16 protein-coding genes are annotated in these 20,628 nt (G+C 46.7%); 4 read left to right on the top strand and 12 right to left on the bottom strand.

From position 1 onward, the window contains the following. Positions 1-391: 391 nt before the first annotated feature. Both BLR32_RS08445 and BLR32_RS08440 read left to right on the top strand, forming a co-directional pair. Entirely contained in the window at positions 392-1,789 is a 1,398-nt protein-coding gene (locus BLR32_RS08445; RefSeq protein WP_245705385.1) for a right-handed parallel beta-helix repeat-containing protein, read from the top strand. Positions 1,790-1,890: 101 nt separating this feature from the next. Beyond that, the gene (locus BLR32_RS08440) at positions 1,891-2,256 is read left to right on the top strand and encodes a VOC family protein (protein ID WP_089830580.1); all 366 of its coding nucleotides are present in this window, start codon (positions 1,891-1,893) and stop codon (positions 2,254-2,256) included. 40 nt (positions 2,257-2,296) lie between these two features. Here the strand turns inward: BLR32_RS08440 and BLR32_RS08435 are convergent, their stop codons facing one another. The 4 genes from BLR32_RS08435 to BLR32_RS08420 all read right to left on the bottom strand — a co-directional run bounded on the left by BLR32_RS08435 (position 2,297) and on the right by BLR32_RS08420 (position 4,548). Next, entirely contained in the window at positions 2,297-2,713 is a 417-nt protein-coding gene (locus BLR32_RS08435; RefSeq protein WP_089830577.1) for a VOC family protein, read from the bottom strand. Positions 2,714-2,788: 75 nt separating this feature from the next. Beyond that, on the bottom strand, positions 2,789-3,001 hold the full coding sequence (locus BLR32_RS08430; RefSeq protein WP_218124165.1) for a cyclic nucleotide-binding domain-containing protein: 213 nt from the start codon (positions 2,999-3,001) through the stop codon (positions 2,789-2,791). A gap of 2 nt (positions 3,002-3,003) precedes the next feature. Further along, on the bottom strand, positions 3,004-4,134 hold the full coding sequence (locus tag BLR32_RS08425) for a serine hydrolase domain-containing protein (protein WP_089830575.1): 1,131 nt from the start codon (positions 4,132-4,134) through the stop codon (positions 3,004-3,006). 45 nt (positions 4,135-4,179) lie between these two features. Further along, a complete protein-coding gene (locus BLR32_RS08420) occupies positions 4,180-4,548 on the bottom strand; it encodes a winged helix-turn-helix transcriptional regulator (protein ID WP_089830574.1) in 369 nt (122 codons plus the stop codon). 95 nt (positions 4,549-4,643) lie between these two features. On the opposite strand from BLR32_RS08420, the gene BLR32_RS08415 reads away from it, so the two are divergent. Next, complete coding sequence (locus BLR32_RS08415) at positions 4,644-5,378, top strand: SDR family oxidoreductase (RefSeq protein WP_089830572.1); 735 nt, start codon at positions 4,644-4,646, stop codon at positions 5,376-5,378. A gap of 215 nt (positions 5,379-5,593) precedes the next feature. On the opposite strand, the gene BLR32_RS08410 is transcribed toward BLR32_RS08415, so the two are convergent. The 8 genes from BLR32_RS08410 to BLR32_RS08375 form a co-directional block, all read right to left on the bottom strand. After that, positions 5,594-6,661, bottom strand: a complete 1,068-nt coding sequence (locus tag BLR32_RS08410; protein WP_089830570.1) for an alkene reductase — start codon at positions 6,659-6,661, stop codon at positions 5,594-5,596. A gap of 280 nt (positions 6,662-6,941) precedes the next feature. Beyond that, positions 6,942-7,922, bottom strand: a complete 981-nt coding sequence (locus BLR32_RS08405) for a helix-turn-helix transcriptional regulator (protein ID WP_089830568.1) — start codon at positions 7,920-7,922, stop codon at positions 6,942-6,944. A gap of 165 nt (positions 7,923-8,087) precedes the next feature. Beyond that, a complete protein-coding gene (locus BLR32_RS08400) occupies positions 8,088-8,975 on the bottom strand; it encodes an NmrA family NAD(P)-binding protein (protein WP_089830566.1) in 888 nt (295 codons plus the stop codon). 162 nt (positions 8,976-9,137) lie between these two features. Then, entirely contained in the window at positions 9,138-11,363 is a 2,226-nt protein-coding gene (locus BLR32_RS08395) for an alpha-N-acetylglucosaminidase (RefSeq protein ID WP_089830563.1), read from the bottom strand. Positions 11,364-11,512: 149 nt separating this feature from the next. Next, entirely contained in the window at positions 11,513-13,132 is a 1,620-nt protein-coding gene (locus BLR32_RS08390) for a RagB/SusD family nutrient uptake outer membrane protein (RefSeq protein ID WP_089830561.1), read from the bottom strand. Between the two features lie 23 nt (positions 13,133-13,155). Next, positions 13,156-16,545: a TonB-dependent receptor gene (locus BLR32_RS08385; RefSeq protein ID WP_245705384.1), complete on the bottom strand. Its 3,390-nt coding sequence runs from the start codon at positions 16,543-16,545 to the stop codon at positions 13,156-13,158. A 191-nt stretch (positions 16,546-16,736) separates the two neighbouring features. After that, the gene (locus BLR32_RS08380; RefSeq protein ID WP_089830559.1) at positions 16,737-17,897 is read right to left on the bottom strand and encodes a FecR family protein; all 1,161 of its coding nucleotides are present in this window, start codon (positions 17,895-17,897) and stop codon (positions 16,737-16,739) included. Between the two features lie 68 nt (positions 17,898-17,965). After that, entirely contained in the window at positions 17,966-18,529 is a 564-nt protein-coding gene (locus BLR32_RS08375) for an RNA polymerase sigma-70 factor (protein WP_089830558.1), read from the bottom strand. Positions 18,530-18,941: 412 nt separating this feature from the next. On the opposite strand from BLR32_RS08375, the gene BLR32_RS08370 reads away from it, so the two are divergent. Next, entirely contained in the window at positions 18,942-20,561 is a 1,620-nt protein-coding gene (locus BLR32_RS08370) for a hypothetical protein (RefSeq protein WP_089830555.1), read from the top strand. Positions 20,562-20,628: the final 67 nt, after the last annotated feature.

The raw sequence follows: 20,628 nt of genomic DNA, 5'->3' as shown, positions 1-20,628 counted from the left end.
TTTTTGTTTTGAATTTGCAGAATTATTTCTAACTTTGCATCGCAATTGAAGAAGAACAATTTGTTATTTACTTTGTCATGAATGTTCAGCATCGGTAAACGTAACGATGCACACCAAAAGCCCAACAGAAGAGTAAGAGACATATCGGAAAAACTTATTGAAAAACAGAAGAGCACATCGCAACTGATCATTTTTTAAAACCTATCTTGATTGAAAAACAGAAAAACACACTGTAACAAATCGAATTTTTAAACACCTATTTGGTCTAATTAATCACAACATTAGTCAGCTTTTTTATTTCGAGTAATCACGACATTATTTTTTAATCACAACATTTATTGGGCGGTTTGAGTCACCGCACCTAAAATTTAACTGTATCCTAATTTACAACATGAAGAATCTCAACATCATTGGCCAATCAATGATTGGCGCGGCTATGCTCATTCTCGCTGCAAGCTGTCAGAAAGAGGACATTTTAACGGAAAAACTGGACGCAAACAACAATCTGGCTGTTACCGCAACAGTTACCGGAAGGGAGTTTACACTGGTTCCTGATGCCAATGGTCGTCTGCTTATAGACAATACCGCAGGCACTTACAAACCAGGTGACATTATCAACCTGAAAGGTAATTTTAAGGCTGTACAGGTGGTGAATGTGAGTGGAAGCGCTTCTGCACCTATTACCATTCGCAACCTGGCAGGTAATGCAGTTAAAATCGGTGATCCAGCCTGGAATGGTGGTGCGTACAGCGTGGGATGTGTATTCTGGAACTCCCATTACATACGTTTCGGAGGTCAGTCAGGACAGTCCCAGATCGTTATCAGTGGTTCAACACAGGGAGCAAAAGAAGCTTATTATGATCTGCAGATCGGTAACAAGAGTGACAACATCGAAGTTTCCAATCTGACTATCGAGAATGGTGGTAATGGTATCGTAGCGAAAACAGATCCTGTAACAGGAGATGCGACCACGCAATATCCGAACACCACAATGAACAATCTGCTGATACATGATCTGGTGATCAAAGGTACCGCAAACGAAGCGATGTATATCGGTCATACTGCTACTTACTGGGATCTGACTGCTAATGCACCTTACTATGGCGCTACAGCAGGAATGGCCACAAGTCATCAGTATGTACAGCCCATCATGTGGAAGAACGTGAAGATCTATAACAATAAGGTAATGAACATTGGAAAAGATGGTATACAGACTGCCGCTATTGATCACCTGGAGGTTTACAACAATGAAGTGACCAACTGGGCAATGGAGAAGAATTCCGCGCATAATGGCGGTATCCTGATCGGCGGACGTACCATCAATACCAACACACACGACAACTATGTACATGACGGTTGGGGTGAACTTTGCCAGTTCTATGGTTCCGGTGGAAGCGGAGTTACCCATATCATTCACAACAACCTGTTCAGAAATGGCTCGGGAGATGGTGTGAGCATGAGAGGTTATGCGAATGCGATCGTGCAGTTTACCAACAATACCATTGCCTATACTATGGGAAATAGCCTGCGTATCAATGGTAGCACTGGTCAGACAGGTGTTCAGATAGTCAACGGAAATGCGTTTATCAGACCGCATAACGCAGTAGCGCCTATCTATGACAAGTATTACATCTACACTGAGCAGAATGCACAGGTACAGGAAGGTACCGGTACACTGGTGAATAAGAAATTCCCGACCTGGTTATCCGCACAGGTAAATGCCGCGAATTACTACCTGCCGCTGGCTGGCTCCCCGATGGGAACTGCAGGTTACAGGAAGTTGAACTAATACAGTTAATATTTGGTTTGTGTAATGAAGCCCGGGCTATTTGCCCGGGCTTTGTTATCTTTAACAGGCCAGGTTCGTGGCAATCAATAAACGTAAAAATCATGGAACATAAAGCTGTATCAATCCGGCCATTTATCGGCGCTAAAGACTTTGAGCTGTCCCGTAGTTTTTACAGGGATCTCGGTTTCGAGGAGGGGGTATTATCTCCGGACATGTCTGTTTTCGAAACAGGAGAACTGGCATTTTACCTTCAGCGGGCGTATGTGCAGGATTGGATAGATAATTCAATGATCTTCCTTGAAGTGGAAGACGTAGAACGTTTCTGGACCGAACTGCAGACACTGAACCTGCCCGATAAATACCCCGGTGTGAAACTGACACCCATACGAACATATGATTGGGGAAAGGAGTGTTTTATACATGATCCCTCAGGTATACTCTGGCATATCGGAGCGTTTTCCAGCTAAGCACATACAAAGGCACAGCCGTACCTGGATGTATAAAGGATCACTGCTCAGCGTGAAGCCCGATCCTGTTTCCCTCGGTATCTTCAATGACTGCAATCAAGCCTGCCCTGATATGCTTTTTGGGAACGATGATTTTTCCGCCAGCCTTTTCAACCCTGTTTAGTACAAGATCAATCTCGGGGTATGCGTTAAGATAGACTTTTGTACCTCCGGCTGACGGTGTTGCATTTTTTGATTTTGTCAATGATCCGCTTACGCGCCCAGAGGTGGCCTGGACAACATTTGGATCAGATGGGAAGAAGGTTAACTCTTCATTTGTTTCTTCCATGTAGAGCGTGTGCATTTTGATGTCCAGGATGGTTTCATAAAATGCTTTTGCCCTGGCCGAATCCAGTACTGGTATTTCAAACCAGGTGATGACATTGGTCTCCGCGTCGATTTTTCTAAGTTTTGCCATATGTGTTACTTTTTGCGATGAGCACAAAGTTCTATACATCTCTACTTTCAACGCTGTGACGATCGTCACAAAATATCAGGACACGGTACGGCGTTTTCTGATCCTGCTTAAAGTTTCCCGGGCTACTCCCAGGAAGGAAGAGAGCTGGGTCAATGATACCCGCTGCAGTATGTGGGGATGATGTTGCTCAATATATTCCAGCCGGTCGCTGGCAGAATAGAGCTTAAAGAGGGTGGAGAACTCTTCCTGCCGGGCCGCAAATAAACGGATGCATAAACGTCCCAGCACATTTATTTTTCCATTGCGGGAATGATATAATCCCTCATTACTGCCGCGCTATTTTTGCGAATGTTCCATTTATTGTAGTTGCCGGCAGTAATTACCACTACCAGGTCATTTTCTTTATCAAAAATGATGCGCTGATCGCCATTGCCGACGCAATTCACTACCTGTATTGGTTTGTTATTCACGGTATCGTCCCATATCCAGAACTGGTAGCCATAGGCCCCGCCGGAGCGTTTTACCTGTGGCTGGAAAGATTCCTTTACCCATTGTGCCGGAACGATCTGTTTGTCCTTCCAGACTCCTTTGTTGCTGTATAGCAGTCCGAACTTCAGCAGGTCCCTGGAGCGCAGGCGTAGTCCTGAAGCGGCGGCAGGTATATCAGCGCCCGGATAACGGAACCAGGTAAAGGTAGTGATACCTAATGGCTTAAACAGGTATTCACGGGCAAACTCGTCTATGGGCTTCCCTGTAGTCCGCTCAATGATGGCTGCGAGCAACTGAGTGGTGCCGCCATTGTATTTCCAGACCTGTCCGGGAGGCGCGTCCATCGGCTGACTGAGTACATATCCTACCGGATCGGAGCTCTGGATCATCTTTATTTCACTATTCTCCGGATTGTCGTAAGGAACATCTTCATTCCACACGAGGCCGGAGCTCATAGTGAGCAGGTGTCTGATGGTGAGCGCAGATTTCATGCCGGTATCCTGAGCGGAGAAGGCAGGAAAGAAACTGAAGACCTTCTGATCAACGCTTTTGATCTTTCCCTGTTGTATAGCGATCCCAATACAGGCGGACACAATGCTTTTGGAAATGCTTCTGATGTCGTGCAAACTATCCCTGTCATGCGGTATAACGCCTGTGGGATTCCCCCAGCGTTGATCTTCCCCCGGCCAGTAATGTTCATACACCAGCCTGTTATGGCGGCTGATCAGCAGACTGTGAATATTGGGATAAGTGTTTTTGCCAATTTCTTCTGCCAGCGCATTTATCTTGTCTTCGTTTATTCTTTCTTCTTTCAGAGAGGCAACGGAGATGCCATCTGTCAGCTTTGCAGGGCTGCTATTGTTTGCTGCCTGCTGGCTGAAAGACGGGTAAGCGATCAACACCAGGAATAAGTTTGTGATGAGATTTTTCATGGATTAACTTGTTTGTTAAAAGTGGAATATAAAGGTATTGTAAGACTACGAATTGGCTGCTGCCGCCGCAACCATCTCTCTGTGCCTGGTACCCCAGCGTACCATGGCATCAATCACTTCCATTAAGGATTTGCTGTAAGGAGTGGCTGAATATTCCACTGTTACCGGTTTGGTATCACAGACTTTTCGGGTGACCAGCAGGTTCATTTCAAGTTCCTGTAGCTCTTTGGAAAGTATTCTCGGAGAGATCTCCGCCTCACGTACCAGTTCTCCGAAACGTTTAGTGCCACTGTTTATCAGGATAGATAAAAGGCCCATCTTCCATTTACCGTTAACAACATATAACGTATCCTGCACTGCTGCCTGTGCTTTTTTACAGTCGGTTTTACAGTCAGCCTGTAGCAAATTGACCATATAGTAACATTTATGTAAGTACTATTCTTTATGTAACTCATAACAAATTTACATCATTGGAAAATAGTTTTGTTGCTCAGAAAAATAAAAATAACATGGGAAAATTTGAGAACAAAGTAGTAGTAGTTACAGGAGGGAACAGCGGTATCGGATTGGCTACGGCAAAGGGTTTTATCGCCGAAGGTGCAAAGGTGATCATTACGGGCAGACGTAAAGATGCAATAGAGCAGGCAGCTAAGGACACTGGCGCAGTGGCGGTGAAGGCGGATCAGGCAAATCTACAGGAGATAGATCAGCTGGTAGCACAGGTGCAACGCGATTATGGAAAGGCCGATGTGTTGGTGATCAATGCGGGTATTGCTGCTTTTTTCCCCATTGTAGCTGCAACAGAACAGCATTTTGATGATGTGCTTAATACCAACTTCAAGGGTGCATTTTTCACGCTGCAGAAATTTATCCCGATCCTTAATGAGGGGGCATCTGTTGTAATGATATCATCCAACAGTGCAAGTATGCACAGACCTAACAGCGCTGTGTATTCCGCCAGTAAAGTAGCGCTGAATATGCTCATGAAAACGGCGGCGGTTGAACTGGTTGGGCAAAAAATAAGGGTGAATACGGTAAGTCCGGGACCAACAGCCACTGAAATTGTAAAGAAGCTGGGACTTGATGAAGAGACGGCGAAAAATATGATCCTGCCCGAAATTCCGTTGGGAAAGCTCGGCGCAGCGGAGGACGTGGCGCAGATGGTACTTCATTTGTCTGACGATTCAGTCGCTTCATTTATTACAGGCGCTGAATTTATCATAGATGGAGGGATGAGCGTATAGCGCTGCATTGCGAGGCTTTGCTGTGAGCCCAATAGGGCCCAGCCATTGCCTGGATTATGGACAGGATCCTGACGGTATACATGGAAGAAGGTGCCTTAATTGCTTTTGAAGGCACCTTCTTTCAACCTTGTGACATTCATCAGCGGCTACTGGCAGTGAGTCATGGGTGAAACACACTAACGGTCACTGACAGTCGTCCGGTCTTTGAATTACCGTTAGCCCAGTACCGGGTAATCTATATACCCTTGTTCGCCGGGAGTGTATAAGGTCATATAATCCACTTCATTTAAAGGGTCATTTTTTTCTATCCTCTTCATAAAGTCCGGATTTGCCAGGAAGCTTCTGCCGAATGCTACGAGATCGGCTGATCCATTCTGTAGTTTTATTTCCGCTGTTTCAGGCGTTAATCCGTTACAGTAGATTAGCGTATTTGAAAACGCATTGCGGATGGCCTTGTGCGTTTTTTCCGGAATAGCAGGACTATCAGAGATATGTATGTAAGCTATTCCTATCTTGCCAAGTTCGCTGCTCAGGTAAGCATAGGTTTGATGCACTTCTTCCCCGTTATACAGCGGCATGTCGCTAAGTTGAGAATACGGTGAGATACGCAGGCCAACCTTTTCTGCGCCGATCTTTTGCGCAATCTTTCCGGCAATCTCCACGATCAATCTGCTGCGGTTCTCTGTACTTCCGCCATAAATATCCGTACGGGTGTTTACGTAAGGGTTTAATGATTGTTCCAGAATATAGCCATTGGCGCCATGAAGTTCTACGCCATCAAAACCGGCTTTAATGGCGTTTTCGGCGGCTTTCACAAAATCGCTGATCAGGTGCTCAATGCCCTTGGCATCCAGGGCAGCAGGAATTGAATGTTCCTGCATACCTGCTTCGTCTGTGAATATTTCGCCGGCAGCTTTGACATCGGAGAGGCCTACGGGGTAATAACCCTCGGGCAGATTGGTAACATGCGCGATCCTGCCAGTGTGCATGAGTTGTACAAAGATCCTGGAGCCGTTCTCGTGTACCGCCTTCGTTACGGCTTTCCATCCCTCCACCTGCGCTTCGGAATAGATGCCCGGAATACGGGCATAGCCTAAACCTTCGGGGCTGGGTGACGTGCCCTCAGTAATGATGAGGCCCGCTCCCGAACGTTGTTTATAGTAGTTGGCCATAAGTTCGTTCGGTAAGTTGTTAAGCGCCCTGCTTCTGGTCATCGGGGCCATTACCACATGATTTTTTAACTGAAAGGAACCTTTCTTATACGGCGTGAATAACTTTTTCATTTTATGATGTTTTTATTTACATCACAAAATTGCATCTTCCTGAGAGCGGTAAATAGCGCAAAAAGCCGGAAAAACAGTCTTAAACGGCAGCGGTCAATGACGATTTAAGGCTTATGAGGTTTATATCGCCCGTGGACTTTTTTGCGCTGATGCGGAGGTTCTAAAATGAGGCATAGTAGCATGTTGCCGGCGGTGTACGATCAACACAATAATCAACCAGTGATGAGAAAGGTATAGTGGTTGTATGCTGCCATCGGGAAGTACAATAATCGGGAAAGGATCAGGAGTAGGAGAATTTTTTTGGACTCAACCCGTAGTGTTTTTCAAATAACCTGCTGAAGTGGCTGAGATTGGAGAATCCCATTTCATACCCCACTTCCGCAACGGAGTGATTGCCTTGTTTGAGCAGGAAGGCTGCCTCCTCCATTCTGGCCTGCTGGTAATAGTTATAGATCGTGCTTCCAAAAGCCTGCTTGAAGAGCTGCTTAAGTTTGGTTTCGCTCATGGCTGCGATTTGTGCCAGCTCGCGCAGTACCGGCGGTACGCTGAGGTCTTTGAGGATTTCATCACGAATATGCAGTAATCTTGCTGCATCACCATTATTGATATTCTGATGTGGTACGTTTTCACGCATCGACAATTTATGAAAAATCAGGTAAAGCAGCTCCTGCACCTTGATCTGCATGTAGAAGTGGCTGAGGTTATCCTGCATATCTATGGTGCCCAGATTTTTTAACAGCAGCTTGGTTTCGGCGTTCATGCGCTCAAGGTAAAGAAAGGAATTGCCACTGCCGGTAATGGTCTGAAGTGTAGAATTCAGTTTATTTGTAGCCAGTAATGATGCCAGGTATGGCGGCTTGATTGCAACCACCATATAATGAATGGAGTGATTGGCAGGAAAGCGTATGGTGGAGCTTAGATCATTTGAGGTGACCTGGATGGCCGAGTCATCCCGTTCGGAAAATTGTATAGAAGGGTCATCATTGTACGCGATTCCAAGCGGCTGCTCGTTGGTATAGAAAAATACGGTGATCAGGTCATTACCCTGACCGGAGGTATTACGTTTGATGACCAGGTCTTCCCTGAGTATGTATTGATGGATCGTGATCTTGAAATCCGGGCCGAAGGTTAATTTGCGAATATGTCCCTGGCCCAGGTGTTCAGGTATTACCAACAGGTTGCCGTTTACCGTCGCCCCGATGTGACGGGCAAAATAGGTCATAAAGTCAAAATCAGCTGTTGCGGAAAAACTGAATATCATCAGGTTCGGGCTTTGGCCATTGCTGCAATTTATGACTTTAAACTGAAATGTAAGATACCATCAGATCTCCCGCACAACATGCATATGCGGGCATTTCATCTAAAAATGCAGGTAAAGAGCCATAGCATCATCCGGATCCGCATTGCCGCGGATCCGGATGATGTTTTAAACCTGTTGATACCTGTCCTTAAATTCTTCGGCAAATTGTTCCAGCTTTCTTTTACCGGTGACACTGGCCCCCTGGTCAAAAAAATCTTTGGTAATGATGCCAGCTCTCAGGCCCTGGCCTAATTCTGTGATCAACCCGGCCAATTCAGCAGGAAGTCCCCCGGCTGTCATCGCTTCTGTTAACTGCTGGTCCGGAACAACTGTCCACGATAAGTCCGGTTTCCCGATTGCCTTGCCTAAGATGGACGCCACCTCGTTTCCTGTTGAAATATCGCTTACCACATACTTCACTTCAAAACCGTTCCCCTTTGACTGCAGTTCATCCGCTATAGCAGCTGCGAGGTCCTCAGGATGTGTCAGTACCAGTTTATCTTCCCCGCCATAATTATTCCCGAAAATATTTCTGTTTTTAATCAAGGGAATATCCCTGAAAAAATTAACGTAGAAAAATCCCGATCTCAGCACTGTAATGTTTATGCCTGGCAGTTGCCGGTATATCTGTTCTACGCGGTTCACGCCCTGAATAGGGCCGGTGCCTGCAACTGCATCTGCGCCAATGCTACTCAGGAAAACAACACGCTTAACACCCGCGCTCATGATGGCGTCAGCATACGCCTGCCCGGCCCGGGCAATATTTTCGATCATGTTTCCGGGGCCCATTGAAGGGGGCATCATGGTGTAAACGGCATCTGCGTCGTTAAAAGCCGTTGTTAAGAAGCTGGCGTCTGTTATCGAACCTACCGCAGCAATGGCGCCCAATGTCTCGATAGCGCTCCTTTTTTCGGGGTTACTGGTGATAACGGTGACCTGGTGTCCTGCTGCAACCAGTTTCTTAACTAATGGTGTGGCTACGTTTCCCAGCGAGCCTGCTGTTGTTATTTTCATAGTTTCTTATTTTGATAACACAAAGCTCGCTGTGAGTGGAATTTTAAAATAACCGGAAACGACTGGAAAATAGTCCTTTCCGGCAGAGGGGCTTACCCTTTATAGACCGATCGCCGGAATTTTAGGATTGCGCTATGAAAGTCCCCGGGTGGCGGGTATATATTACAGCGGATTTTCCATTACTGGTCTGTATTTATTGTATAGTCTGCGGGCGGTCTGTATGCTGTTGCCCTGTGCGGTAACAGGGAACGCTTTCTGGCGGTTCACCCATTGCCATTCCCAGCTGCGTATCTGTTTATCGAATGCCGGTAAGTCAGGTATTGCTCCTGTTTGCAGTGAATGTTGCAGCATGTCAAAGAACTGTGCCCAGCGTGGTTTATAGAAGTCGTTCAGCAGACCGCTCCACTGGCGGTTGGCATATTCGTGTAAGGGACTATTAGCGTCACCCCATAAGGTGATCAGATCACGGGCGTTACGCTCATACAAAGCCTTTTCTGCAGTATTATTTCCCCAGCTGCGGGCAGTGGCGATCCATGGGCCCAGCATAAAATCCCTGCGTGTAGCCAGGAGGGTGTCCATGTCGCTGATCAGTGTCAGGTACCGGCGACTGTACAACAGGAAAGCGGCACTGTCTTTTTCCCGGAAGGCACGTACCCACCGCTGTTGCAATGGTAATGCGTAGTTGGCCAGTACCTGTCGGCTAATATCAACCAGGTCATAACGGAAGCCGTCAGTATTGACGCCCGCCGCTGCTGCTTTGATGAAAAGGTCCCATGCAGGGAGCAGTTCCTTTGGTGGATAATTGAGTCGGGTACGTGTCCATTCAGCAGCCGAATCAAAAGTAGGGCGGCCGGTAATGATAGATTCTGCGCCATCCCTGATGGCTTGTCCGTTATAGACGGTATGTTTCAGGATGTCCCAGGCTTTGAGCAGGTCTGGATTCTCACTACGGTAGCGGTTACGGATATACTTATACAGCCAGTTGTCCAGTTGTATAGGCTGGGATTGCCAGGTATGTTCCATCATCAGTTCATACAGCACAGGATTCTGTTCGATAGCTTCCATAGTAAGACCAATGCCCGCCATATTACCGGAACTGGTATCATTCAGTGCCAATGCAGGGCCTGATGCGGCACCTTCTATTCTTCCGAAGAGGTTGACATTTCCGCCGAAGTTGTTTAACATATTCCATATCCAGGGTTTGCCATAGAAGGCGTCCGTTCTTTTCCATATCGGTTCAATTTCCGCGGCGAGATCCAGCAGGATCATTTTATCATTTGGAACGGCTTTCAACAGGGCTTCTACCTGTGGTGCTTTCCAGAATTTACGGTCGCTATAGAACAGCCATCCCTGCATGACCCATACAGCGTCAGTATCTGCCTGTTTCATGCCTTCATAAACCCTTGCACTCAATCCTGAGAGGAAGGCAGGATCATCGGAGGGCGGTTCATTTTCGTTAAAGGTATCCGCCGAGTATAAATGATCTGTGCCAAATAACTGTGTTTGTTTCTCCAGGAATTTCTTACCCAGTATAGCGAAGAGCGGATCAGCCGCGTCGAGGATCTGGGTATCGGCGAAGCCATTCTTCCAGTTGGTAGTTATCAGTTTTGCTGCGGGGAATTTCTTTTTGAAGGCAGCAGGCACATGACCGGTGAAGGCAGGCAATACCGGTTTCATACCCAGTGCTCTTTCCCTTTGCAGGATCTTAACCTGTAAGTCATGGTGACTTTTCATCCAGCTGAGTGGGAGAGGACCACCCCAGCCATCCAGGTTGCCCATCCAGAACCAGGCAAAATAGGCTGGTCCACTGAAGAAGTCCTGTAATTCTGCGTCGCTGAACCCCAGGTCCTTGTAGACAAGGTACCAGGTATATTCTTCCCCGGTAATAGCCAGCGGCATATTGATACCATGTAGTGCCATCCAGTCTATCTCTTTTTCCCATCGTTCCCAGTTCCACCAGCTCATCGAATAATTGAAGGTACAGTAGTTCAGATAGTAGCGGTACTGATAGGGAGATTTCCTTTGCACCTTCTGTGGTACAGCAGGCAGGCGATCGGGAAGATGCAGGTTAGTGCCATTCCAGGTGATCTGGTTGTGAGTATATTCATTTAGGTAATGATATAAGGCCGCGGCTATTGCTACGCCGTTATTGCCTCTTAAAATGATCTTTCCCTTGTTGCTTTCTATTTCAAAAGCATCTTTGTCTGCCTGTGGCGGTAAACTTTCCACGGTGAATGCAGCTGCCTTGTCCGGCACTATTCTCTTTATCAGCGCAGTGGCTTCCGCTTTATTAAGCTGTGCTGCAGCACTGGTGTAAAAGCAGATGGAAAGGAACAAGGCGATGTAATACCGGTGTTGGCGTACTTTGGCCGGGAATAAGATCTTCATTATCTGATGGTACGAATGAGATTGAAAAATTGATTGCCGGAGCGTCGGACATATGTCATGCGCATCCTGCAGTGAAGTTAAACACTTGCCGATAAATTTTACACCCGGTACTATAATGCCGGGTGTAAAATTTCTTCCGTATGTTATTGTTACTGCGGATATCCAGGATTCTGGGTAAGTGCAGGATTGAGCTGGAAGGCTGTAGTTGGAATCGGGAAGATGCGTTTATTAGGATCTGCATCTGTTTTGAAGCCCCATTTTCCTTCATACTTGCCAAAGCGGATCACATCATTCCTGTGCCAGGATTCCCAGGCAAATTCACGGGCTCTTTCGGCATAGATATCTTCCAGCGTCACAGCACCCCATGCCGGTGATGTACTGCGTTCTGCTCTTAGTTGGTTCACCAGTGTCAGCGCCGTATGACCCAGGGTAGGCGCACCTCCGCGCAGTATGGCTTCCGCTTTCATCAGTATAACATCTGAGTAACGGAAGAACGGAATATCATTTTTCTGGTTCCTGTTTAGGGATGTAGCGTCGGGGAAGATCTTGATGTTACGATAACCCATATTCCAGGCAATCTCATCGTTGCCTGCATCAAAGGAAGCTACATCCTGGCGGAGGATCACTTCTGGCTTCAGATCGATCTGGTAAGTGAAAGGAGCCGAACCATCCGCACCGGTATAGAACTGATCATAGCCTTTCTTGGTAGTGGTAACGGTAGCGGGTGTTACGCCATCGTCCAGGTACTGTAGGCCAGTGAGCCATTGTTTGTTCCTGATATCTCCGGGATCATTGAAATTGACATAGTATTCAGGCAGGGTAGAGATAGCGCCATCTGGTGTAAAGGGAAGATGATACTTCTGCTGCGCAAGCCCTCTCGGAATGTCATAGCGTGCATGCAGGTTCTGTGACCTGAAAGGCATGGTGTTCGCCCATGAAGGGTCAAAAGGTATAGCGAAAATGAACTCCTTCATTTGAGGCCCGTTGTTGGGATAGAACATCTGCAGATAGGTATTTTTAGGTTCCAGCGCATATTGGTTGGATTGTATAACATTGTCGCAGGCTGCGATGCAGTCATTGTTCCTTTCAGTACCTGTGTAAATTTCAGCATTCAGGTACATTTTTGCCAGTAAGGTATAAGCCATCCATTTATTGGCCCTGCCATACGTAGCAACAGGATCGGTACCAAGGTAGGGGATGCAGGCTTTTATTTCCTGCTCTACGAAGTTGAACACCTGGGCGCGAGGCACATTGGGCTTGGGTGTGAAGTCGCCGTTTACTGTATCCAGTGGCACATTACCATAGTTGTCCATCATCATAAAATAAGCCAGCGCACGGATCATCCTGAGTTCTGCAATAGTTCTCTGTTTAAAAGCGCCTTCCGGAACATTTTTAGATAGTATCGACAGGGATTGGTTCGTTGTTCCTATGATAGTGGAAAGCCAGGTCCAGTTTCCGTTTACCAGGCCATTGTCTTTGGTCCAGGAATGATAGTGCATTTGTTGAAATTCTGCGCCGTTATACCAGTTACCTCCTCTGGCAGGGAAGATAGCTTCATCGGTAGTTAATGTCTGCAGAAAGAAGTATTCCACCGAAATGTTTCCTCTTAAAGCTACATAGGCAGGACCTGATGCTGCAACAAACTGTGCGCTGTCCTGTGGAAATACATCCGGCGTTAGTTCAGTTGTGATGGGCACATCCAGCTTATAACAGGCTCCCAATACGCTCATCAGCAAAGGAATGCTTATATATTGAAGTAGTTTTTTCATAATGAAGATTTTAACTTGTTCACTTACAGCGATATGTTTGCGCCAAATAAGAAGGTGCGTGTTTTGGGATAGAAGTTATTGTAATCTACCCCTGGTGCGATGCCTCCCTGGTTCACTTCAGGGTCTACGCCTTTATATCCTGTAATGACAAAAAGGTTGTTGGCAGTTACATATAGTCTGAGTCCTTTGATATATGGCCCCAGGTTTTTGAAATTGTAGGCAAGGCTGGCATTGTCAAACCGTACATAAGTGCCGCTTTCAACAAAACGGTCGGAATAGAGATATGCGTTGAAGTCGGCCGTACTTTCACTGGCCGCATCTTTCAGGATGTTGGTATATTGAGCAGTAGAAGGTCTGAACAGGTCTGCTCGTGTAGCATTGAATATCTTGTTGCCGAATACGCCTCTCAGGAAGATGCTCAGATCCCATTGATGGTAATGGAAATTGTTGGCCCATCCCATCAGCAATTTAGGTTGTGCATTGCCGATGTAGTGGTAGTCTGTTCCTACTACCGGGGTGGTAGTCAGTTTGCCGTCGCCACCCACGTATTGTGAAACGCCATTGGCGTCTTTACCGGCATAGGCCAGCGAAAAAAACTGTCCCAACGGTTTACCTTCTTTCAGTATCTGCAAGGAGTGGCCGGATTGGCCAGCACCTTCAGGGAAAGCCAGCAATACGGAGTCGCCGCCGGCAAAGAGCGGATTGGTCAGACTGGTGATCCTGTTCTGGTTGTGCGCAATATTCAGGCTGCTGGTCCAGCTAAAGTTTTTGTTCTGTACTGGTGTAGCGTTGATGCTTATTTCAATCCCTTTGTTGCGCATGCTGCCGCCATTGGCAACGATAGTGCCTGTAGGAACAAGTATGGGGTCTACCCTGTAAGAGTAGATCATGCCTGTTGTCTTTTTGTTATATGCGTCTACTGAAACGTTGACTTTACCTTTCAGTATGGCAAAGTCCACACCGATATTGGAGGTAGCGGTCTTTTCCCATTTCAGATCAGGATTGGCTGCCTGTATGGGACCACTGGCTGCTATTGCCATACCGTTATAATAATACACACCCAGATTGCCGGAGATGAACCTTGAAGTGTAGGCACTAAAACCAGATGCGTTACCTGTTACGCCATAGCTGGCTCTCAGTTTTACATCACTTAGTGCGGTGACATCCTTCATGAAATTCTCCTGGCTTAGTCGCCAGGCGAGACCTACGGATGGGAAATATCCCCATTGGTTGTTAGTGCCGAACACGGAACTGCCGTCTCTTCTTACAGATCCCTGCAGAAGGTATTTATTGCCGTAGTTATAGTTCAAACGGGCAAAATTGGAGATCAGCCTGTTTTCCTGGTAAAGGCCATCAGGACCAAATCCCACCTGGAAGCCCGATACGGAATACGGACTACTCAGGGCGAGGTTATTATAACCGATATTGTCTACTGGGAAATTGCTGGTGGTAACCTGGAAGCCGTCGCCTATTTTGTTGTTTTGCCAGGAATATCCCAGTACCATGTTGATGACATGGCGTCCGAAGGTCTTATCCCATGTCAGGAAGGTTTCCAGCACCTTTGTGGTGTTCTGGTAAGATTTTCTGGTAGCCTGTCCGTTCTGACCAAACGTTTGCTGGGTATGACCGCCCAATCCGGGATCGGGATTGTCATACATGCTGTTATAACTAGTTGTGAAATACTTATCGTAGTATTCACTATGCAAAGAGGTGAAGCCGATATAGGAGAGATTGAGATCGTAGGTAAATCCGAATGGTAATTTCACCTGAGTGGTGAAGCTACCTACAAGATTGTTGTATTTGTTGTTCATCTGGCTATTATTCATCATGGCAACAGGATTGTAATAACCCTGTGTAGTGAAGTTTTCAAACCAGGAACCGTCTGCGTTTTTTATAGGTGAAACAGGCAGATGTAATGCAGATTGCAGCAGTACCACATTACGATAAGGGATATCATTGGCATTGCTGTTGGAGTTCATCACATTTACACCAAATTTAACTCTGTCGTTCAATGCGTACTGCTCCAGTTGTAAACGTGCGATGACACGTTCCAGGTTGCTGTTCAGCAGGATACCTTCTTTTTTGGTATAGTTCAGGCTTGCGGCATAGGTGCTATGGTCTGTGCCTCCGCTCAGGGAGAGGTTGTGGTTGTGTGATACGGCGGTAATTCTCTGTATCGCTTTCTGCCAGTCTGTATTAGCGCCTTTATCATCCGCCGGAGATAAGGACTGGCCGTTCTTTGTAAGGAAACTGCGCAATTCTTCGGCATTCATCATCTTCAGGTTGTTGGATACTTTTTCCATACCTGCATATCCGCTGTAGGATACCTGTAATTGTCCTTTTTTGCCTCTTTTGGTGGTGACCATGATCACGCCATTGGCAGCGCGGTTACCATAAATGGCGGTGGCAGCGGCATCTTTCAGCACATCCACCGATGCAATGTCGTCGGGTGCAATAACAGAGATATCGGCTCCCGGTATGCCATCAATCACATAGAAGGGCCCCTGGGAGGCATTCAGTGTGGAAGCGCCGCGCAATACTACGGCCGCAACCGCATTCGGATCGCCGCTCGCAGATACGTTCAGGCCTGGTACTTTACCTTGCAGCAACTGGCCTACGTCTGTAATGGCACCTTTGTTCAGTTCATCAGCTTTTACGGTATTGACAGCGCTGATAAGGTTTTGGCGTGATTGTTTACCATAACCTACTACTACCACATCACCCAGGCCAAGTGCACCGGATGTAAGCGTAACAGCAATGTTGTTACGCCCGTTTACCGGTATCTCCTGTGGCTGAAAGCCGATATAACGGAATATCAATATAGCATTGTCGGCTAATCCGGTCAGCTGATATTCTCCATTGGTATTGGTCTGTGTGCCTTTGGAACTGCCTTTCACCTGTACAGATACACCGGGCAGGGGATTCCCTTTTTCGTCTGTCACCCGGCCGGAAACGTTACCAGCGGGTGCTTCAGTGGGTACCACCATCAGGAGATCTGTCTGCCGGGGTTTTATCACCACTGTTTTATTGACGATCTCATAGGTGAAGGGTTGTTTTTTGAAGATGAGGTCCAGCACATAGCGAAGATCACTGTTTTCAACCTGTATGTTCACTTTCTGCGCATTTTTCAGCATACCTATATTGTAGAAGAACAGGTAGCCGGTTTTCTCTTTAATTTCCCTGAACACTTCTTCCAGTGGGCGGTCCTTTGCGGATAAGCTCAGCTTTTGTGCATAGCTGGCAGCGCTTACCTGCAGACAGGCGATTGTGAGTAAAATGGTGATCATTTTCATAACCAGGAGAATTTTGCGCACAGGGAATAGCGTCACTTTCTTTGCTATGCTGCGATGTTCAATTTTGGTTGGCAGAAGCCAGGGCATATCTGTGGCTTCCACATAATCATACAATTGCATAGATTTGCAGTGTTTGGGTGAGAGTGATAATTGATCTTCAGCGGATTATTTTATTGCCTGTACAACCCAAACGTTGCAGGGGCGGGCTCAATCGCCCCTGTTTTATTACAGGTTATACGGCAGGTGGAGTCAAGGTGCGTTGTCCATACCTGCATTCAATTTTGGTTGATAAAAACGTTGTCTTTACGGTGTCAGGATCTTACCAGTATTTTATGTCCCTGTACGGTGAATTTAACCCCGCTTGCTTCGAGTATTTTCAGTACGGCCGTTATATCTGAGTTTCTGTCTATTTCCCCCTGGAAACGGTCCTGTGGAATACCATCCGGGTATACTATTTCTGCGTCGAACCAGCGTGCCACCTGTCGCATTACTTCCTCTATCGAGGCATTATTGAAGCTGAACAGGCCGTTCTTCCAGGCGATAGTAGCGTCGATGTTGGCAGGTACGACCTTTACATTGCCTGTGTGATCCATTTTAGCCTGTTGCCCTGGTTTGAGCAATGCTTCACCGGCGGCACTCTGTACTTTCACTGCTCCCTGTAATAGTGTGGTGTTTACAGACTGTTCATCATTGTAAGCCATGATATTAAAATGTGTCCCCAGTACCCTTACCTGCATGTCACCCACCTTTACTGTGAAGGGGCGGGAGGCGTCGGTGGCAACTTCAAAGTAAGCTTCACCATTTAAAGTAACCTGTCTTTCCCTGCCTGTAAAGGCTGCAGGGAAGGTAATGCTGCTGGCTGCATTCAGCCATACCACTGTTCCGTCGGCAAGTGTGATATTGTACTTGCCACCACGGGGTACAGAAAGTGTATTGAGGACTACAGGTGCATTGCCTGCTCTTTCCTGTTCACTGTTGTATACGAGTTGACCGTTATTGAGCTTAATGATCTTTGTATTGTTTTGTTGTCCGAGGGCGCCGTTCTGTTCATCTTCAAGCGCTATTACGGTGCCGTTGCCAAGTGTAAGGGTGGCTTTGTTGCCGCCGGGTTTAAGCTGGTTAGTGTTTATATTATTGCTGGCAAGAGATGATGCCTGCTTTTTAACGCTATACCGGTAGATACCTGTTGCAATGAACAACAGTAATACCGCTGCAGCTGCGCCCAGGTATCTGACAGGTATACGTTTATATAATGTAAGAGGCCTTTTTTCTTCCATGCGGTCCCTGATCTGTTGGAGGAGTTGTTCACGGAGTTCCCGGTTGGAATGCGCCGTTGCTTCATCCCATTCAACAGTACCTTCAGGTACATTATTATACCATGCTTCAAACAAAGCCTTTTCTTCCTGGCTGATAGTACCTTTTAGCCATTTATCGGCAAGCCGGGATATCTGTTCTGATGTCAGATCATTCATTGTAGGGCCTCTTTTATATATAGTCTTTGGAGATAAGCGGTTTCCCTTAGTGCCGGGGAAAAAATATTTTACCAGAGGAATAGGGAGTGGAGATGCTGAAGGGAGGTACGCAGCGTTTTCAATGCTTTGGATATATGGGCTTCTACGGTTTTAATAGAGATATTGAGGGTTTTCGCGATCTGTTTTTCGCTCATGCCTTTTTCCCTGCTCAGGCGGAATACCAGCCGGCATTTTTCAGGGAGGGCCTGTACGGTTTGTTCCAGTTCCTGGCGTAATTGCTGATAGCTAAGCCATTGTTCGGTACTGGCATCGGCTTCGTCCTGTACTATGAGGGCACTTCTGGCCTGTTCTGTTTTGCGTTTGGCTAAGAAGGTCAGTATTTTATATTTGAGAGCGGCGGATATATATGTATGAAAGGAATGTTCCAGGGATATGTTGCCGGCTCTTTTCCAGATGTCCAGGAAAACGTCCTGTACTACTTCCTGGGCGTCTGCAGATGATTGAAGGCGGATATAGGCAAGTGTAAGCAGCTTTTCCCAGTAACGCTCGTATAAAGTCGTAAAGGCGGCAGCATCCCTGTTTAGTTGGATCTGTTCCAGAAGTTCTTCATCAGTGTGGGAATTCTTACGCATGACAATTTAGAATACGTAGTGGGTATAAATATACAAAAAGGCGGGATATTTGTCATATTTACAATAAAGAAGGGATTAGTTGTAAAGGATATCTCCGGGAGCGGGGATGAGAAAAGTATTCGGATTGGGTTGGGAGGGGACAGAAATGGAAAAGGCATCTGGAATGAATCAGATGGCTAAGTTCTTTTATCGAAAATTATCTGGGCAATTTCGCGCCTTTTAATGCTTCATTAATCTGCCCATGGAATGAACAAAATGGTTTTGTCGAACATGGCATTTCGAAAATGAACAATTTACAATAGCTAGCGCCTTGAATTGTCCATTTTATAGCCAGCGGGTTGGATATCTTTAGAGAAGAATATTTCCGGAAAAATTGTATTTTAAAGTTAATTAACCCTAATCCCTCAACTCCATGATAAAGGAAAATAGCAGCACTCAGTTTCGTCGGTCTTTTTCACCGGTAGCTGTAGCCCGACGTAGCTCTTCAGCAGTATCCAGGCCCGCTATCCAGGCATTTGCAAAGGCGTCGGTTGAAAACAGGAAAGAAGATAGTCCTACACCAATGTATGGGATACGTGCGCAGGAAACTGAGGCCTTCCCTATGCCTGCCGAAAATGGAAATGATCAGTCTGAAGATGTGGAAATAAAGCCTTATACCACGGCTCCGGTACAGCGTAAAGTGGGGTTGGAAATCGAGACACCGACCTTTGAACTTTATCCGGGCAGGATGAAACCTGAACCTAAACGTAAAGAACCTAAACGTAAGGAATCTAAACGTAACAAACAGGATGAATATTCAATTTTAATTAACTCGGACGAAGAAGAAGACGGTTATGGTGAACGTTCCCTGCCTTTTGAAACATCTGACCATCAGCTGGAAAAAGGAAAGGCTATTCTCAGTGGTACGGGCTGGAAATTAACTGCAGATATCATCGGTGGGCAGGGAATCATTGAATTTATTACTGATCCTGTTGATGAAACGAATCAACCGACTGAACTGGGGAACATCGCCAGGCGGATTGAAACGGAAGCCAGGCGGGTTCGCGGACTCGTTGCCGCACAGGGATATACACAACTGGCGCGTAATATTGTGTTAAGGCGCCTACCAGGCGCATTGGAGGGAAATATTCATATTACCGGTGGCATTAAACCTGATAAAATCATTGATCTATTGCAGCAGGTAGCAACGTGGGACGGTACCAATGACCTGAACGTGGACGAGAGTTCAAGAGCGGTACTCGGACAGGCTGTAAATGCCGCCCAGGATCCTTTGGGTACAATAGCAGGACAGGGTGCGGCATACCAGGGGCTTGTGGCATTGTTAGGAAGTTATGTAGCAGGTCAACGCCGTTACCGGCTTATGGCAAACGAGGCGCATGAAACTATTATGAAATATAGGGACTACCGGGAAGACTTTTACAGGATCCAGTATTGCGCCAATGCACGTAATATTGAAGAATTTATGCGTACAGGTGATATCACCGGCTCGGATAAGCATATTGCAAGGCAATACGAGGAAAAGGGAAAGGAGGGCTTTTTTAGTGAGTTGCGAGCTGTATTACGTGAATTAATTACTCCAAGGGCTGCAAAGATGATGGTGCCGGTGCTGAGCCGTTCAAGTCTTTCTGAGCTTAAAGACAAAGCACAAATGCCTGCCGCTCCGGTTTTTAGAGCTGATGTGATGACAGCTGCGGGTGAGCCGGGGGGGAATGCAGCTACGCCGCTTTTCCCGCTTGGCCTGGATACTCCAGGGCATGCCGGTCGTACCATAGAGGCTACTCCTGACATTACAGTAGCTCAATGGCTGCAAAGTATCTACAACGGTCAAAACCTCAAATTTTCGGACGAGACCAAGGATTTTGAAAAGGTAGGCCCATCTAATGTCCCCTGTTTCTGCGGACTTATGACTACCCGGGAAAAAGGAGCCGTAATGGAAATCAGGGCGCTTGATGGCAAGCAACTTGTGGCAGCCAACCGCTGGGGCCATCTGGCTGATACCGTTTCACAGGCATTTGTGGCACTCAACCAATAATGTGCAATCATAGCTACGCTGGTCTATATCAAGAAGACTCCAATAAAAAAGGCCGCATATACCATTT

Source organism: Chitinophaga filiformis (assembly GCF_900102545.1).
GTDB lineage: Bacteria > Bacteroidota > Bacteroidia > Chitinophagales > Chitinophagaceae > Chitinophaga > Chitinophaga filiformis.
The sequence above is the reverse complement of the archived record's forward strand: the minus strand, read 5'-3'. Positions and strand labels throughout refer to the sequence as shown.

Coding starts and splice junctions, on each gene's coding strand:
- BLR32_RS08445 (WP_245705385.1), top strand. CDS start 392: ATGAAGAATCTCAACATCATTGGCCAATCAATGATTGGCGCGGCTATG.
- BLR32_RS08440 (WP_089830580.1), top strand. CDS start 1,891: ATGGAACATAAAGCTGTATCAATCCGGCCATTTATCGGCGCTAAAGAC.
- BLR32_RS08435 (WP_089830577.1), bottom strand. CDS start 2,713: ATGGCAAAACTTAGAAAAATCGACGCGGAGACCAATGTCATCACCTGG.
- BLR32_RS08425 (WP_089830575.1), bottom strand. CDS start 4,134: ATGAAAAATCTCATCACAAACTTATTCCTGGTGTTGATCGCTTACCCG.
- BLR32_RS08420 (WP_089830574.1), bottom strand. CDS start 4,548: ATGGTCAATTTGCTACAGGCTGACTGTAAAACCGACTGTAAAAAAGCA.
- BLR32_RS08415 (WP_089830572.1), top strand. CDS start 4,644: ATGGGAAAATTTGAGAACAAAGTAGTAGTAGTTACAGGAGGGAACAGC.
- BLR32_RS08410 (WP_089830570.1), bottom strand. CDS start 6,661: ATGAAAAAGTTATTCACGCCGTATAAGAAAGGTTCCTTTCAGTTAAAA.
- BLR32_RS08405 (WP_089830568.1), bottom strand. CDS start 7,922: ATGATATTCAGTTTTTCCGCAACAGCTGATTTTGACTTTATGACCTAT.
- BLR32_RS08400 (WP_089830566.1), bottom strand. CDS start 8,975: ATGAAAATAACAACAGCAGGCTCGCTGGGAAACGTAGCCACACCATTA.
- BLR32_RS08395 (WP_089830563.1), bottom strand. CDS start 11,363: ATGAAGATCTTATTCCCGGCCAAAGTACGCCAACACCGGTATTACATC.
- BLR32_RS08390 (WP_089830561.1), bottom strand. CDS start 13,132: ATGAAAAAACTACTTCAATATATAAGCATTCCTTTGCTGATGAGCGTA.
- BLR32_RS08385 (WP_245705384.1), bottom strand. CDS start 16,545: ATGCAATTGTATGATTATGTGGAAGCCACAGATATGCCCTGGCTTCTG.
- BLR32_RS08380 (WP_089830559.1), bottom strand. CDS start 17,897: ATGAATGATCTGACATCAGAACAGATATCCCGGCTTGCCGATAAATGG.
- BLR32_RS08375 (WP_089830558.1), bottom strand. CDS start 18,529: ATGCGTAAGAATTCCCACACTGATGAAGAACTTCTGGAACAGATCCAA.
- BLR32_RS08370 (WP_089830555.1), top strand. CDS start 18,942: ATGATAAAGGAAAATAGCAGCACTCAGTTTCGTCGGTCTTTTTCACCG.